The organism is Methyloversatilis thermotolerans (assembly GCF_000372885.1).
Lineage (GTDB): Bacteria > Pseudomonadota > Gammaproteobacteria > Burkholderiales > Rhodocyclaceae > Methyloversatilis > Methyloversatilis thermotolerans.
The window spans coordinates 1168155-1181609 of the sequence record NZ_KB889967.1; the positions used below are offsets into that span (position 1 = coordinate 1168155).

Here is a 13455-nt window from a genome sequence, read left to right on the forward strand (position 1 = left end):
TCAGCTCCGCTTGCGGCAGGCGTGGGGAATCAGCTTCGAACCGCCGCCGCATTCGCACAGCTCGTCGTCACTGATCTTGAAATTGTTCATGCGCACCGAGTGGTACTGGCGGAAGTAGGGTTCGATCTTCTTCTCGATGCCGCGATCGAATTCCGGCTTCACCACATGCGTGTTGCCACGCACCACCTTCACCACCTTGCCGTCGCGCACCACCAGCTCGCCGTCCTTGAACACCAGTTCCGGCTTTTCGAACATGCGCTCGCGGTCGGCGTCCTCCTTGTAGACGACGATGTCGGCTGCCGCGCCCGGTGCCAGATGGCCGCGGTCGGTCAGTCCGAGGATGCGCGCCGGCGCGGCGCGCGTCATGATGGCGATCTCGTAGAGCGAGTACTCGCGCTCGAGGCTGGCCAGATTGCTCATGGCCTTCGCATCGGCGTTGATCGTGTCCAGCATGGAATTGCGGAAGCTGCGGTCGGTGAGCAGCTTGATCAGATGCGGATAGGTGGTGAACGGCGCGCCATTCGGGTGATCCGTGGTCAGGAAGATGCGCCACGGATCGTCGACCATCAGGAAGATTTCCAGACCGATCGCCCACTGCAGCGCATTGACGAAATTCTGGTCCTTGTACTTGAACGGCACCACGCCGCAGCCGGCTTCCATCTCGATGTCCATCACCGCCGACTTCTTCGGCGACGCCAGACCGGAGTTCCGGTACTGCGACATGTTGTCGCCGGACGCGGTGACGGTCTGGCCGAACAGCACCTGGCCGACGTCCGCGGTCACGTTCTTGTGCCGGTTGATCGCCTCGGCGATGCGCGCGGCGCCGGACGAGAACTTGCGGTCACCCTCGCTGCCGTAGCTGTGGAACTGGATGTGCGTCAGGTGGATGGGCAGACCTTCGGCCGCATCCATCGTCGCCAGCGTGGAATCCACATTGCCCGCCACGCCCAGATTGCTCGCATGCACGTGCAGCGGGTGCGGCACGCCCAGTTCATGCACCGCACGCGACAGCGTGCGCAGAATCTGGCGCGGTGTCACGCCGTAGTATGCGTTCTGTTCATCGACATCCAGCTTGCGCTGGTTGAACTTGAACGCCGAAATGCCGCCCGGGTTCACCACCTTGATGCCCAGCGTCTGCGTGGAATGCAGGATCCACGCAACATAGTCGTTGATGGTCTGCTGGTCTTCCTTCGCCACCAGCATGCGCAGCAGGAAGTCGTCGCTGCCCAGCATGGCGTAGCCGCCGGTATCGACGATGGGCGTGTCGCCCATTTCCATGTGCGCCTGACGCGCATTCATCGGGATGATGGCCGGCTCGAAACACGAGGTATAGCCCATCTCCGCATAGCGGTAGCCCGCCGCCAGCGTGCCGGGTGCGCAGTAGCCGCAGCTCGAGCGGGTGATTTCAGTGCGCGCCACCGGATCGTCGCGATGATCCTCGGGCAGCATTTCGCGCGCGATGTTGACCTTGCCGCCGCCGATGTGGGTGTGCATGTCGATCGCACCCGACATGACGATGCGACCCGACACATTGTATTCGGCGCTCACCTTGTCGCCGTCGGCGAGCGAGGCGACGATGCGGCCATCCTTCACGTAGATGTCGCGCACCTGGTCGTCGACGCCATTCGCCGGGTCGATCACCCGGCCTCCTGTCAGCTTGATGACGCTCACGCGCTCACCTCCTTCAGTTTTGCGGTGATCGCGGCCGCGACGGTCGCTGCGGACGGCAGGCCGGTGGCACGCAGGGCGCGCAGCGGCAGCGTGGCGCCCTTGTCGCCGCGGAAGAAATGACCGACATGATGCACGCCGGGCGTGGATACCGGAATGAATACTTCCGGCTCGCGCTCGAGCTTCAGTGTCGGCGGGGCGATCACCACGCAGGCTTCGGCCGGCGGCTGTTTCGTGTCGTTCAGTGCGCTCACCCAGACCACGGTGTCGGTTTCGCCTTCGGCGATCAGACGCGCGCTGCCGTTGTGCACCGGGTCGTACAGCGGAATGCCGCTCGCGAAACTGGTGCGCATCGGATAGCCGGTCTGCCAGGCATGCACCATGGATGCGTTCAGTTCGCCGTCCGCACCGCCCAGACCCAGACCGTTGCAGCGCGTGCTGACATTCAGTGTGCGCACCACGGCCATGATGGCGTTGATGTTCAGGTCCACCTGGGATGGCTGGAAATCGCCGGCCATCCAGACCAGTACCGAGTACTTCGCGGCGCGCAAGGCATCCGCCAGTGCCTGCCAGCGGGCAATCTCGATGCCCAGCGGCGCGGCGTCGCGCACCGGCTGCTTCGCCAGCAGCGCATTCAGTGTCGACAGCGCCTCCGGCATGCGGCTGCAGTCGAAATCGAATACCTCGGGTTCGCGCCCGTCCGGCGAACGACCGGGTGCCGTATTCAGGTCGCCACCCAGATAGACGATGCGTCGCGCCGACGGTGCCGGCTCGAACATCGCTTCGTCGTTCCACACATAGCGCTCGAAGAAACGGGACGACTTGGTCACCACGTCGGTACCCACCAGCACGATCAGGTCGGCGCGGTTCTTCACCTCGGCCAGCGTGGTGGTGACATAGCCGATGTCCTGTACGACACGCGTCGAACGCCAACCGATTTCGGAATACAGGTGATCGACCACACCACCGGCGGCATCCGCCAGATCCATCACTCCGCGCATGCCATTCACATCGAGCGCCATGCCGCTGAATACCGGCAGCGCCGAGGTCTTCACGCGTCGCGCGACTTCCGCGTACGCCTCCTCGAAGCTGACCGCCTTGCCTGCGATACGCGCGCCGGCGCCGGCATGCGCGACGCCCATGCGGGCAAAACCCGCCTGCGCCTTCGGGCATCCTCCCGCCACCACCGCGAGCGCATCGCCGCCGGTGTCCACGCTCAAGTCGTCACATGCCAGCCCACAGAAGGGACAGGCGACTTCGGCGACGACGCTTGAAGTCGCTTCATTCGTCATGAGTCATCCGTTTCATCAGCTTGATTGAACCCGCAATCCGCAACGATACAACAAGCCTCAAAGCCCGTCGGAACTCGCGTTCTCTTGTCGCAACGCAGCATCCAGAGCCGGCCTGAGGACCACGATCAGACTGTTACACAAGCGTAACAGCACGATCCGTAAACGACCGCGAGCGCGGCCGCTTGAACGGCCCGCATCCGATTGCAAGGGTAACTTGCCTTCACGGCGCGCTATTTTGGGATAATCGCAGACTTTTCCACGAGTACCTCCATTGATGAACACAGCGCATGCGACCGCCGCCACCCTGGAAGTCAGGGCACCCGCTCGCCTGCACATGGGCTTCATCGACCTGGATGGCAGCCTCGGGCGCCGCTTCGGCAGCATAGGGCTGACGCTGGAGGGCCTGAACACCACTCTGCGCATCCGGCCTTCGGCCGCGCTCGAGGTCAATGGTCATGATGCGGATCGCGCCGGACGCTACGCGCGTACCCTGATTGATCACTACGCACTGCCGCCGGTCCGGATCGACATCGTCGGAGCCATCCCCCCGCACTCCGGTCTCGGCTCCGGTACCCAGCTCGCGCTGGCAACCGGCATGGGTCTATCCCGCCTGTTCGGTCTGGGTCTGACCGCGCGCGACGTCGCCGCCCTGCTCGACCGCGGCGCGCGCTCCGGCATCGGCATCTGCGGTTTCGACAGCGGCGGCTTCATCGTCGATGCCGGCCGTGGCGCCGTCGACGCGCCGCCGCCCATCGTGGCGCACATGCCCTTCCCGGACGCCTGGCGCATGGTGCTCATATTCGATCACGCGTGCCGTGGTCTGCATGGCGCGGCCGAGAAAGAGGCTTTCCGCGTGCTGCCGCCGTACGCGCCCGGCGTGGCCGACCGGCTCTGCCGCCTCGTGCTGATGCGCGCCCTGCCCGCGCTCGCCGAATGCGACATCGACATGTTCGGCGCGGCCATCAACGAAATCCAGCGCAGCGTCGGCGACTATTTCGCACCGGCACAGGGGGGGCGCTATACCAGTTCGCTGGTCAGTTCGGTGGCGGAACACATGGCGGCGAACGGCGCGGCCTGCATAGGTCAGAGTTCCTGGGGTCCGACCGGCTTTGCGCTGGCGGCGTCGCCGGACGAGGCCGCCGCACTGGTCGCGTCGGCACGCGAACGCTTCCCCGGACATGACGGACTGGAATTGATGATTTGCGCTGCGCGCAACCAGGGCGCGCAGTGGGAGGAAACGCCGGCCTGACTCACCCGGTCCGGTCAGCAACAGAGGAGAGGTGCTCCGGCACCACACAAGGACGTCACTTCGACGAGAACATGCAGCCCTAGGGCGGAAAGAGCGAGAACGACCATGGAAAACCCGTACATCCTGCACATGTTCAGCCCCACCAACAACATCAGTCCCTTCGATGTGAACATGGCGTGCGACGCCGGTTTCCAGGTGCTGATGCCCTACTCCGGTGTCGGTCTGGACCAGATCTATGGCCTTACGCAGGATGCGATCTTTTCGCGCGGCCCCAATGGCGTGAAGCGCACCGGCATCTTCATCGGCGGCCGCGACATCGGTCTGGCGGCCGACATGCTGGATGCCTGCCGTGGTGCCATGGTGCCGCCGTTCGAAGTGTCGGTGTTCGCCGATCCGAGCGGCGCCTTCACCACCGCGGCCGCGCTGGTGGCCTGCGTGGAACGCCAGTTGCGCAAGGCACACAACACCGGTCTCGAAGGCAAGACGGTTCTCGTGCTCGGAGGCACCGGACCGGTGGGCACCGCGGCTGCGGTACTGGCTTCGGGCGCCGGCGCCAAGGTGCTGGTCGGCAGCCATTCCAGCGCGATGCGTGCACGCGTGGCGTCGGAAGTGGTGAATGCGCGCTACGGCTCTTCGGTGGAACCGGTTGAAGCCGGCTCGAACGAACAGAAGATGGGCCTGCTGCCGCAGGCCAACGTGATCTTCTGCACCGCCAAGGCCGGCATCCAGGTGCTCAGCAAGGAACAGCTCAAGCGCGCCAGTTCGCTGCTGGTCGCGGCGGACGTGAACGCAGTGCCGCCGGCCGGCATCGAAGGACTGGGCGTGATGGATGACGGCACGCCGCTGGAAGCCGGTTCGGGCAAGGCGGTCGGCATCGGCGCGCTCGCCATCGGCAACGTGAAGTACCTCTGCCAGCGCGGTCTTTTCCAGCGCATGATCAACACCGAGAAGCCGGTCTACCTCGATTTCCGCGACGCCTTCGCAACCGCCCGCGAACTGGTTGCGTGAGTGGATGCGCCGGGCCTCGCCCGGCGCAATGAGCGATGCCGCACTGGCTCATCGTTGCCGCGAACGCCGGGCCGCTTGCGCGCGCTTGCGTCGACGCGGGCCACGGTTGTGACCTGATCGAACCGTTCGGCGACGTCGATACCTGCGCGCTGGCCGACCGGCATGTTCGCGTGGATGTCGGCATGTACGGCTTCACCACCCGCGTGGTCGAGGCCGCCGCCTCGCTGCGCGGCGACTGGGACGGCATCGTGCTCGGTTCCGGTTTCGAGGCGCGGCCCGGACTGATCGATGACATGGCCCGCCTCGGCACGGTGTTCGGCAACGATGCGGCAACGGTCCGCAGGTGCAAGGATCCGGTCGTGCTCGCGGCGGTGGCCCGGGACAGCGCATTGCCAATGGCCGAACCCCGCACATGCGGGGCGCTGGACCGGAGCTGGCTGGTAAAACCGATCGGCGCTTGCGGCGGTCTGGGCATCCGGCAGGCGGACGACGGCGAACATATGGCCCCCGGCTGGTACGGCCAGCGCTTCGTACGCGGGATGCCGGCGTCGGTGCTTTTCCTCGCCGATGGAGCACGCGTGCGCATCGTCGGCTTGAGCGAACAGCGTCCCGGCGGCAAGGCCGGTCCGTTCGCGTGGCGCGAGGCGATCAGCCATGCGCCGGTCGCCGCCGAGGTCGAGGCAGGCATTGCGCAGGCGCTCGCCATGCTTGTCGCACGGCTCGGCTTGCGCGGCCTCAATGGAGCGGACCTCGTGTTTGACGGTGCCACGCCGATATTGCTGGAGATCAACCCGCGCCCGACGGCAACGATGGCGCTGTACGATCACGAGGTGGACGGCGGGCTGTTCGCCGCGCACATCGCGGCCTGCACCGGACGACTGGACCCGGTGCCGCCTTCGCGGCGCTGCGGACGGCGTGGATTGCGCGTGGTCTATGCAGAACGCGAGACGGACATTCCGGCTGCAGCCGGCTGGCCAACGGGCACCACCGACCTGCCGGCGGCCGGCAGCCGCATCGCGGCTGGCGCCCCGATATGTACCGTCTACGCGGCGGGAGAGGACAATGAATCGATTCGCGCCGGCCTCGACCGGCACGAACGAGCAGTGCTGTACATGTCCGCATCGTCGAACGAACGCGGGCAGACGACGACAACAGTCTTTACGTGAGGAGCAAGGCCTATGAGCAATCCCGAACACGGCCCGGTGCTGACCGGCGCACAGCCCAGCGTGGGCAAGCATGTGATGGCAATCGTCGAGGGTCTGGTCCGCGACGCCGATGCATTGCGCATCAAGGTCGATGCCCTGCCCGGTGGTGGCCGCGTGATCGACGCCGGCATCAACGTGCCCGGTGGCATGGAAGCGGGTCGCCGCATCACCGAAATCTGCATGGGCGGCCTCGGCACCGCGACCTTCAACACGCGCGAAGCACACTGGCCGCTCATCATCAATGTGCATTCGACGCACCCTGTGGTCGCCTGCCTGGCCAGCCAGTACGCCGGCTGGAGCCTGTCTCACGGCGAAGGCAAGGAAGCTTTCCATGCTCTGGGTTCCGGTCCGGGCCGTGCGCTGGCGGTCAAGGAACCGCTGTACCAGGAACTGGGCTACAAGGATGACGCGAAGCACGCCGTGCTGGTGCTCGAGGTCGATCGCCAGCCGCCAGCGGAAATCCTGGCCAAGATCCGCCGCGACTGCAATGTGCCGGACGACGGGGTCACCCTCATCCTGACGCCGACGCGCAGCCTGGCCGGCACCGTGCAGGTGGTCGGCCGCGTGCTGGAAGTGGCGCTGCACAAGGTGCATGCACTCGGATTCCCGCTGCAGGACATCATTGACGGCTCGGCCAGCGCGCCGATCGCTCCGCCGGCACCGGACTTCCTGAACGCGATGGGCCGCACCAACGACGCCATCCTGTTCGGCGGCGTGGCTCAGCTCTACGTCGATTGCGAGGACGACGCAGCCGCCGATCTGGCGCAGAAGCTTCCGTCGTCGGCCTCGCGCGATTACGGCCGTCCGTTCGCCGAAGTGTTCAAGGAAGTGAAGTACGACTTCTACAAGATCGATCCGATGCTGTTCGCGCCGGCCCGCGTGGTGGTGAGCAATCTGCGCACCGGCAAGAGCTTCCGCGGCGGCCAGATCAATACCGAGCTGCTCGCGAAGTCCTTCGGCGAATCCAGGTAAGTCGTGCAGTCGCATCCACCCGCCGCACCGGCGGACATCGCCATCGTCACCGATGAACCGGGTTGGCACGGCAAGCGGCTGGTCGAGGCTTTCCGCGCGCGCGGGTACACCGCGCGTTACGTGAGCCTCGGCGACTGCCATATCGACCTGCCCCGCGGCGTGTCCGGCATCGTCATGCCCGGCTTCGAACAGAAGCTGCCGCAGGCGGTGTTCGTGCGCGGCGTGGCCGGCGGTTCGCTGCAGCAGGTCGTGCTGCGCATGGACTTCCTGCACTACGTCGGCGAACTGGGCATCCCGGTGTACAACCACGCACGCGCGATCGAGAAGAGCGTGGACAAGGCCATGACCAGCGTGCTGCTGCATCGCGCAGGCATTCCCACCCCGCCGACCTGGGTCACCGAGCAGGAAGCCGAGGCACGCGCGGTGCTCATGCGCGAGTTCGCCGCCGGACACGATGTACTGGTGAAACCGCTGTTCGGCTCCCAGGGCGAAGGCATCGTCCGGCTGAGGCCCGGCGACGCCTTGCCGGCGGCCGAGCTGGTGGGCCATGTCTGGTACATGCAGCGTTACGCGGCACGCTCGCGCGATACGGTCGGCGAGTGGTCGGACTGGCGTGTCATGGTGATCGACGGCAAGGCCGTGGCAGCCATGCTGCGCCGGGGCAAGAGCTGGCTCAACAATGTCGCGCAGGGCGGCGTGTGCGAGCCGATCTCGGTATCGCCGGACGACGCGCTGATGCGGCTGGCGGTCGACGCCTCGCGTGCCTGCGGCATGGATTACGCCGGCATAGACATCCTGCGCGACGACCACGGTCAGCTCACCGTGCTCGAGGTCAACAGCATTCCGGCCTGGAAGGGCCTGCAGGGCGTGACCCCGTTCAGCATCGCACAGACGCTGGCCGACGATCTGTTGCGGCGCATTCCGAGCGCGGGCGAAATCGCGTGCTGAGTGCGCCGCCATGGCTGGAGCGGGCCTATCTGGACGCCTGCCGCATCGACGTCGAGGCACTCAAGCCGGGCAATGTCGGCATGCATGGCGACGGGCATCGCATGCAGGTGAGCGATTTCCTGCGCAGCGCCGAAGTGTCGTCAGAGGCCTTGTGTCGCGCCGATGCGACGGTCGGCCAACGCATTGAAGGCGCCATGCGAGCGACATGGCGGGCGGTGGGATGCAACACCAATCTGGGCATCGTGCTCGGCTGCGCGCCCATCGCCCATGCTGCACTGCATCGAGACGAAACTGAAACGCTGGCGACATCGTTGCAGCGCACACTGCACGGGCTGGATGTGGAGGACGCGCGACATGCCTATGCCGCCATCCACCTCGTCCAGCCGGCGGGAATCGGGGAACGTTCCGAACACGACGTTGCCGAAGCGCCGTCGATCACGCTGCTCGACGCGATGCGCATCGCCGCGCATCGCGACAGTATCGCGGCGCTGTACGCACACGATTACGCGCTGGTGCTCAAGCATCTGCTGCCGGTTCATGCTGCAGCGCGTCGTCGATGGTGCAGTGAAACATGGGCGGCGACCACAGTGTTTCTGTTCTGTCTCGCTCTGATTCCCGACACCCATGTTGCGCGCAAACATGGTGCGGAAACGGCGCGCTCCACACGCGAAAAAGGCGTCCAGATGTACTTTCAGCTTGAACAATGCGCTGATCCGGTTATGATGCAAGACGCGCTGTTGCAGTGGGATGCCGACCTCAAGCAGGCGGGCATCAACCCCGGTACGAGTGCAGACCTCACGGTCATCACGGCCTTCATGGCCACGGTGCTCGAACAGACGGCGATCCGCAACTGAAGTAGTTTCGATCCTGTGTTTCGAACCCCGGAACATGGGTTATCCACCGGGGGGGGAAACCCCCTATAACTGCCTTGTATGAGGAGAATCAATATGGCGAAGATTAACGGTCTGTGCGTCGGTGAATCCCTGGTTGGTGACGGCAACGAAGTTGCTCACATCGACCTGCTGATTGGCCCGCGCGGCAGCGCTGCTGAAACCGCTTTCGCGAATGCCCTGGTCAATAACAAGGATGGTTTCACCTCCCTGCTGGCCGTCGTCGCCCCGAACCTGGTCTGCAAGCCGGCCACCGTCATGTTCAACAAGGTGACCATCAAGGGCGCCAAGCAGGCTGTCCAGATGTTCGGCCCGGCCCAGCGCGGTGTCGCGATGGCTGTTGCTGACAGCGTTGCTGACGGCACCATCCCGGCCGACGAAGCCGACAACCTGTTCATTTGCGTTGGTGTGTTCATTCACTGGCTGGCCGACGACGACGCCAAGATCCAGGACTTCAACTACCGCGCGACCAAGGAATCGATCGCACGCGCAGTGGCCGGCACCCCGACCGCTGCCGAAGTGGTTGCCAAGAAGGGTTCGGCGACCCACCCGTTCGCTGCCAACTAAGCTTTCGAGCTTCGTTGCGAACGACGCCTCCGGCCGCAAGGCCGGGGGCGTTTTTGTTTGTGCGCCACACACCGGATCGCGACTTTGGGTCGCTCTTGCAGAACCGCACGCCAACCGCGAACGGAGCCCGGCTTTGTGCGAGCTGGCGTGCCCGCCGATGCAGCCTGGAACGAAGCCCGCCCGCATCAGCCGCATCGCGGCCAGAGGCCGCTCCCACAAAAGCTCGCCCATGCCACGAACGCGGCCGGTTGTCAGGCCCACCGAGATCACCCGGGCCACGAGCGAGCAGGAGTCGGGTGGGAGCGGGCTTGCCCGCGATGCAGCTTCGAACGAAGCCGGCGGCCGACATGCGCCGCGTCGCGACCTTTGGGTCTCTCGTACCGAAGCGCGCACTGACTTCAAGCGGAGCCACGATTTTGCAGAAGCGGACAGCCCTCAGAGCTGATCCGCCAATTCGATCAGCTTGCCAACCTCGACGTCGACGCTTACCGACGCCGTCCGCTCGCCCTGCCCTGCGCCATATTCATCGGGTCGTGCGATGAATGCCGTACGCAGTCCGGCCATCGCCGCCGCCTCAAGATCCGATGAGTGTGCGGCCACCATCATCACTTCGTCCGGCGCGAGATCGAAAGCGCTCGCGGCGCACAGATACACCGTCGGCCGCGGCTTGTAGTCGCGCGCCAGTTCGGCGCCGGTGATCGCATCCCATATGAATCCGTTGTGCCGCGCCAGATTCACCATCAACGCGATATGTCCGTTCGAGCATGGTGCCAGGCGGTACTTCTCGCGCAGTCGCAGCAAGCCTGGCCGTACATCCGGCCAGGCATCCAGCCGGTGCCAGACACGATTCAGTTCGTCGCGCGTGGCGTCGTCGCAGTCCAGTGCGAAGTGCTCCAGCACGATATCCAGATTGCGCCTGTGCAGGACATCCAGCTTGCAATAGGGCAGACGCCCCGCCCTCACTTCTTCCATCGCCGGCTGGTACTGCGCCCGCCAGGCGTCGGCGAATGCCGCGCCATCCACCTGTCCGCCGAACCGTGCATCAACTTCGCGTGCAATGGATGATCGCCAGTCGACCAGCGTGCCGAACACATCGAACACCAGTGCCTTCACATGCATCGCCTCATCTCCCCTCGCCGTGCGGCGTCGCCTGCCGCGGCCCGCCCCGGCATCTGGCTTAACATGATGCCGTCCATTCACCCCACACGCTCCGGAGTCCGAATTGAACGTCCCGCACATGGCCTGCGCGCTGCTGCTGACCGGCATCCTGTCGGTCGCGCACGCGGCCCCGCCCCCCGATTTCAGCGGCCAGTATGACTGCACCGGCCAGGACCACCACGAAGGCCACTACACCGGCCGCGTCACGCTCGAGCGCGTGCCAGGACAGAGCCGCGGGCAGTACGGTGCCTACCGCTTCACGCTCGAGGTGCCCGGTTACGGCGAGTACCTGGGACACGCCGCATCGGAAGGACGACAGATGGCCATCCATTTCGCGCTGTCCGACCAGAGCACACGCGACCATGGCACCGGCATTGCCCGCTTCTCCCGCAACAAGGACGGCAAGTGGTCTTTCCGCAAGTTCTATTACGAGCCGGAATTCAAGGGCGGCAACCACGGCTTCGAACAGTGCACGCAGCGATGACCTCGCACGGTCCGGCCATGTACGAACGACCTTAGCGATCGGACATCGGCCAGACGGAGGCCGCGCACGGCAGGTCGGCGCAGCCGTTCAGATCTGTCCGGCGCGACGCGCCGCGGTACGTGACAGCGCTGCCCAATCCAGGTGGCCCTCGTGGTGGGCCAGGCTTTCGATATGCGCATCGCGCAGCACGCTGGCGAGCGACATCGGAACATTCACCTGTGCCGCCGCATCCAGCGCCAGCCTGACGTCCTTCAGCCCGAGCTCGAGCCGGAAGCCGGCGGGCTCGAACTGCCGGTCGGCGATCGCCTTGCCATAGCCCTTGTAGACCGGGGCGGCAAAAGCGGTCGAGGTGATCATGTCGAGGAACTGAGCCGCGTCCACACCATGCCCCTGGGCGAGCGCGACGGCCTCGCTCATCGCGCCGATCGCGGCAGCGATCATGAAGTTCGCGGCAAGCTTGGCCGCATTGGCCTGTTCCGGTCGTTCGCCCACCCTCCAGGTTTTCTGTCCCATGGCGCCGAAAACGGGCTGCAAGATCACCAGCGCATCGTCAGGGCCGGCGGCAAGGATGTTGAGTTGTCCAGCCTCGGCGACATTCACGCGCCCAAGCACCGGCGCCGCGACGTAATGCAGCCCGCGCGCCCGGTGCAAGCGCGCGAATTCGCACGCCAGATCAACCGATACGGTGGCCATGTTCGCATGCACCGCAGCGCGCGGCAGCGCATCGAGCGCGCCACCATCGAGCAGCGCGAACCGCGTCGCCGCATCGTCCGCCAGCATGGAAATGAGCACCTCGGCATCCTGTGCCGCCTCCGCCGGCGTGGCGGCCGGCTTCGCACCCAGCGACGCCAGCCGGTCGACCGGTGCGGGAGAACGGTTCCAGGCACTCACGGAGTGGCCGGCCTTGAGGAGATTGGCGGCCATCGGAAAACCCATGGTGCCCAGTCCCAGAAACGCGATTTTCATCATCAAGCTCCTGCGGTCGGCGCCGGCTGCGGGCGCCGGATTCAGAATGCCTCGGCCTCCGCGCCCAGCATGGCCTGGGTGGTATGGCAGGCCGATTTTTCGCCCGAACCGCAGCGCGCCTGACCGTCGCTGCGGCCGCCCAGTATGGGGCAGCGGCCGAACAGTTCGGCCACCCAGTCGACGAAGGCACGCACCTTGGGCGACAAATGCCTGTTGTGTGGATACACCACCGAAATCGGCATGGCAGAGGGTCGCCACTGCGGCAATACCTCGCGCAGCGCCCCGGATTCCAGATGTGGCTGCACCATGAAACGCGGCGGCTGTATCAGGCCGAAGCCCTGCAGGCCGCACGCGACATAGGCATCGCCATCGTTGACCGACACCCGGCTGGCCACCTTCACTTCGGTGACCTCCCCCTCGACCACGAAATCGAGCTCATAAAGACGTCCGGTGCGACTGGAGAAGTAATGCACCACGCGATGCCGGGGCAACTCGTCGAGCGACATCGGCTCGCCATAGCGCTCGATATAGCCCGGCGAGGCGCAGGTGACCGTATCCAGCGTGCCGATGCGGCGCGCCACCAGCGAGGAATCCTGCAGTTCGCCGATGCGGATGACGCAATCGACGCTTTCACGGATGAGGTCGACCGGTCGGTCGCCCATGCCGATGGCCAGTTCGATATCCGGGTAGCGATGGTTGAACTCGCACAGCCGGGGAATGAGCACCTGCCGGCCTATCGGCGGTGGCACATCGATGCGCAGCTTGCCGCGCGGGCCGCGCGACACGTCGCGGAAGGAGGACTCGGCGTCCTCGACGTCGGCCAGGATGCGCGCGCAGCGCTCGTAATAGGCCGCGCCATCCGGCGTGAGGCTGATGCGACGCGTCGTGCGGTTGAGCAGCCTGACCTGCAGCAGGCTTTCCAGTTGCTGCACGGCGGTGGTCACGGTCGCACGCGGAAGGCCGAGGCTGTCGGCGGCACGCGAAAAACTGTTCGAATCGACGACGCGAACGAACACCTGCATGGCCTGAAATCTGTCCATGGGATTCC

13 protein-coding genes are annotated in these 13455 nt (G+C 65.5%); 8 read left to right on the plus strand and 5 right to left on the minus strand.

Translation table 11 applies throughout. The features are described from left to right. Entirely contained in the window at positions 1-1671 is a 1671-nt protein-coding gene (locus A3Q7_RS0104870; RefSeq protein ID WP_018410734.1) for a formylmethanofuran dehydrogenase subunit A, read from the minus strand. Next, positions 1668-2960, minus strand: a complete 1293-nt coding sequence (locus A3Q7_RS0104875; protein WP_018410735.1) for a hypothetical protein — start codon at positions 2958-2960, stop codon at positions 1668-1670. The genes A3Q7_RS0104870 and A3Q7_RS0104875 overlap by 4 nt, the downstream gene beginning before the upstream one ends. Positions 2961-3234: 274 nt before the next feature. Here A3Q7_RS0104875 and A3Q7_RS0104880 point away from each other — a divergent pair, with 274 nt between their 5' ends. The 7 genes from A3Q7_RS0104880 to fae all read left to right on the plus strand — a co-directional run bounded on the left by A3Q7_RS0104880 (position 3235) and on the right by fae (position 9799). Continuing rightward, entirely contained in the window at positions 3235-4209 is a 975-nt protein-coding gene (locus A3Q7_RS0104880; protein WP_018410736.1) for a beta-ribofuranosylaminobenzene 5'-phosphate synthase family protein, read from the plus strand. Positions 4210-4314: 105 nt separating this feature from the next. Continuing rightward, the gene (locus tag A3Q7_RS0104885; RefSeq protein ID WP_018410737.1) at positions 4315-5217 is read left to right on the plus strand and encodes an NAD(P)-dependent methylenetetrahydromethanopterin dehydrogenase; all 903 of its coding nucleotides are present in this window, start codon (positions 4315-4317) and stop codon (positions 5215-5217) included. 35 nt (positions 5218-5252) lie between these two features. After that, positions 5253-6383 carry an ATP-grasp domain-containing protein gene (locus A3Q7_RS19445; RefSeq protein WP_018410738.1) on the plus strand — a complete coding sequence of 377 codons (1131 nt, stop codon included), beginning with the start codon at positions 5253-5255 and terminating at the stop codon, positions 6381-6383. Between the two features lie 12 nt (positions 6384-6395). Beyond that, positions 6396-7394 (plus strand): methenyltetrahydromethanopterin cyclohydrolase, encoded by a 999-nt coding sequence (gene mch, locus A3Q7_RS0104895; RefSeq protein ID WP_018410739.1) that lies wholly within the window; start codon positions 6396-6398, stop codon positions 7392-7394. Positions 7395-7397: 3 nt separating this feature from the next. Continuing rightward, on the plus strand, positions 7398-8342 hold the full coding sequence (locus A3Q7_RS0104900) for an ATP-grasp domain-containing protein (protein ID WP_018410740.1): 945 nt from the start codon (positions 7398-7400) through the stop codon (positions 8340-8342). Further along, on the plus strand, positions 8336-9196 hold the full coding sequence (locus A3Q7_RS0104905; RefSeq protein ID WP_018410741.1) for a triphosphoribosyl-dephospho-CoA synthase: 861 nt from the start codon (positions 8336-8338) through the stop codon (positions 9194-9196). The genes A3Q7_RS0104900 and A3Q7_RS0104905 overlap by 7 nt, the downstream gene beginning before the upstream one ends. 93 nt (positions 9197-9289) lie before the next feature. Next, entirely contained in the window at positions 9290-9799 is a 510-nt protein-coding gene (gene fae / locus A3Q7_RS0104910) for a formaldehyde-activating enzyme (protein WP_018410742.1), read from the plus strand. 435 nt (positions 9800-10234) lie between these two features. Here fae and A3Q7_RS0104915 read toward each other — a convergent pair whose 3' ends face one another. Beyond that, positions 10235-10918, minus strand: coding sequence for a haloacid dehalogenase type II (locus A3Q7_RS0104915; RefSeq protein ID WP_018410743.1), 684 nt, complete (start codon positions 10916-10918; stop codon positions 10235-10237). A gap of 118 nt (positions 10919-11036) precedes the next feature. Between A3Q7_RS0104915 and A3Q7_RS0104920 the strand changes: the two genes are divergently transcribed. Continuing rightward, positions 11037-11441, plus strand: coding sequence for a hypothetical protein (locus A3Q7_RS0104920; RefSeq protein WP_018410744.1), 405 nt, complete (start codon positions 11037-11039; stop codon positions 11439-11441). 87 nt (positions 11442-11528) lie between these two features. Here A3Q7_RS0104920 and A3Q7_RS0104925 read toward each other — a convergent pair whose 3' ends face one another. Then, positions 11529-12407, minus strand: a complete 879-nt coding sequence (locus A3Q7_RS0104925; protein ID WP_026224499.1) for an NAD(P)-dependent oxidoreductase — start codon at positions 12405-12407, stop codon at positions 11529-11531. Positions 12408-12448: 41 nt separating this feature from the next. Continuing rightward, positions 12449-13447: a LysR family transcriptional regulator gene (locus A3Q7_RS0104930; RefSeq protein WP_018410746.1), complete on the minus strand. Its 999-nt coding sequence runs from the start codon at positions 13445-13447 to the stop codon at positions 12449-12451. Positions 13448-13455: the final 8 nt, after the last annotated feature.

What these genes read in the sequence shown, in the direction of transcription:
- A3Q7_RS0104875 (WP_018410735.1), bottom strand. Translation starts at nt 2,960, where the DNA reads ATGACGAATGAAGCGACTTCAAGCGTCGTCGCCGAAGTCGCCTGTCCC.
- A3Q7_RS0104880 (WP_018410736.1), top strand. Translation starts at nt 3,235, where the DNA reads ATGAACACAGCGCATGCGACCGCCGCCACCCTGGAAGTCAGGGCACCC.
- A3Q7_RS0104885 (WP_018410737.1), top strand. Translation starts at nt 4,315, where the DNA reads ATGGAAAACCCGTACATCCTGCACATGTTCAGCCCCACCAACAACATC.
- A3Q7_RS19445 (WP_018410738.1), top strand. Translation starts at nt 5,253, where the DNA reads ATGCCGCACTGGCTCATCGTTGCCGCGAACGCCGGGCCGCTTGCGCGC.
- mch (WP_018410739.1), top strand. Translation starts at nt 6,396, where the DNA reads ATGAGCAATCCCGAACACGGCCCGGTGCTGACCGGCGCACAGCCCAGC.
- fae (WP_018410742.1), top strand. Translation starts at nt 9,290, where the DNA reads ATGGCGAAGATTAACGGTCTGTGCGTCGGTGAATCCCTGGTTGGTGAC.
- A3Q7_RS0104915 (WP_018410743.1), bottom strand. Translation starts at nt 10,918, where the DNA reads ATGCATGTGAAGGCACTGGTGTTCGATGTGTTCGGCACGCTGGTCGAC.
- A3Q7_RS0104920 (WP_018410744.1), top strand. Translation starts at nt 11,037, where the DNA reads ATGGCCTGCGCGCTGCTGCTGACCGGCATCCTGTCGGTCGCGCACGCG.
- A3Q7_RS0104925 (WP_026224499.1), bottom strand. Translation starts at nt 12,407, where the DNA reads ATGAAAATCGCGTTTCTGGGACTGGGCACCATGGGTTTTCCGATGGCC.
- A3Q7_RS0104930 (WP_018410746.1), bottom strand. Translation starts at nt 13,447, where the DNA reads ATGGACAGATTTCAGGCCATGCAGGTGTTCGTTCGCGTCGTCGATTCG.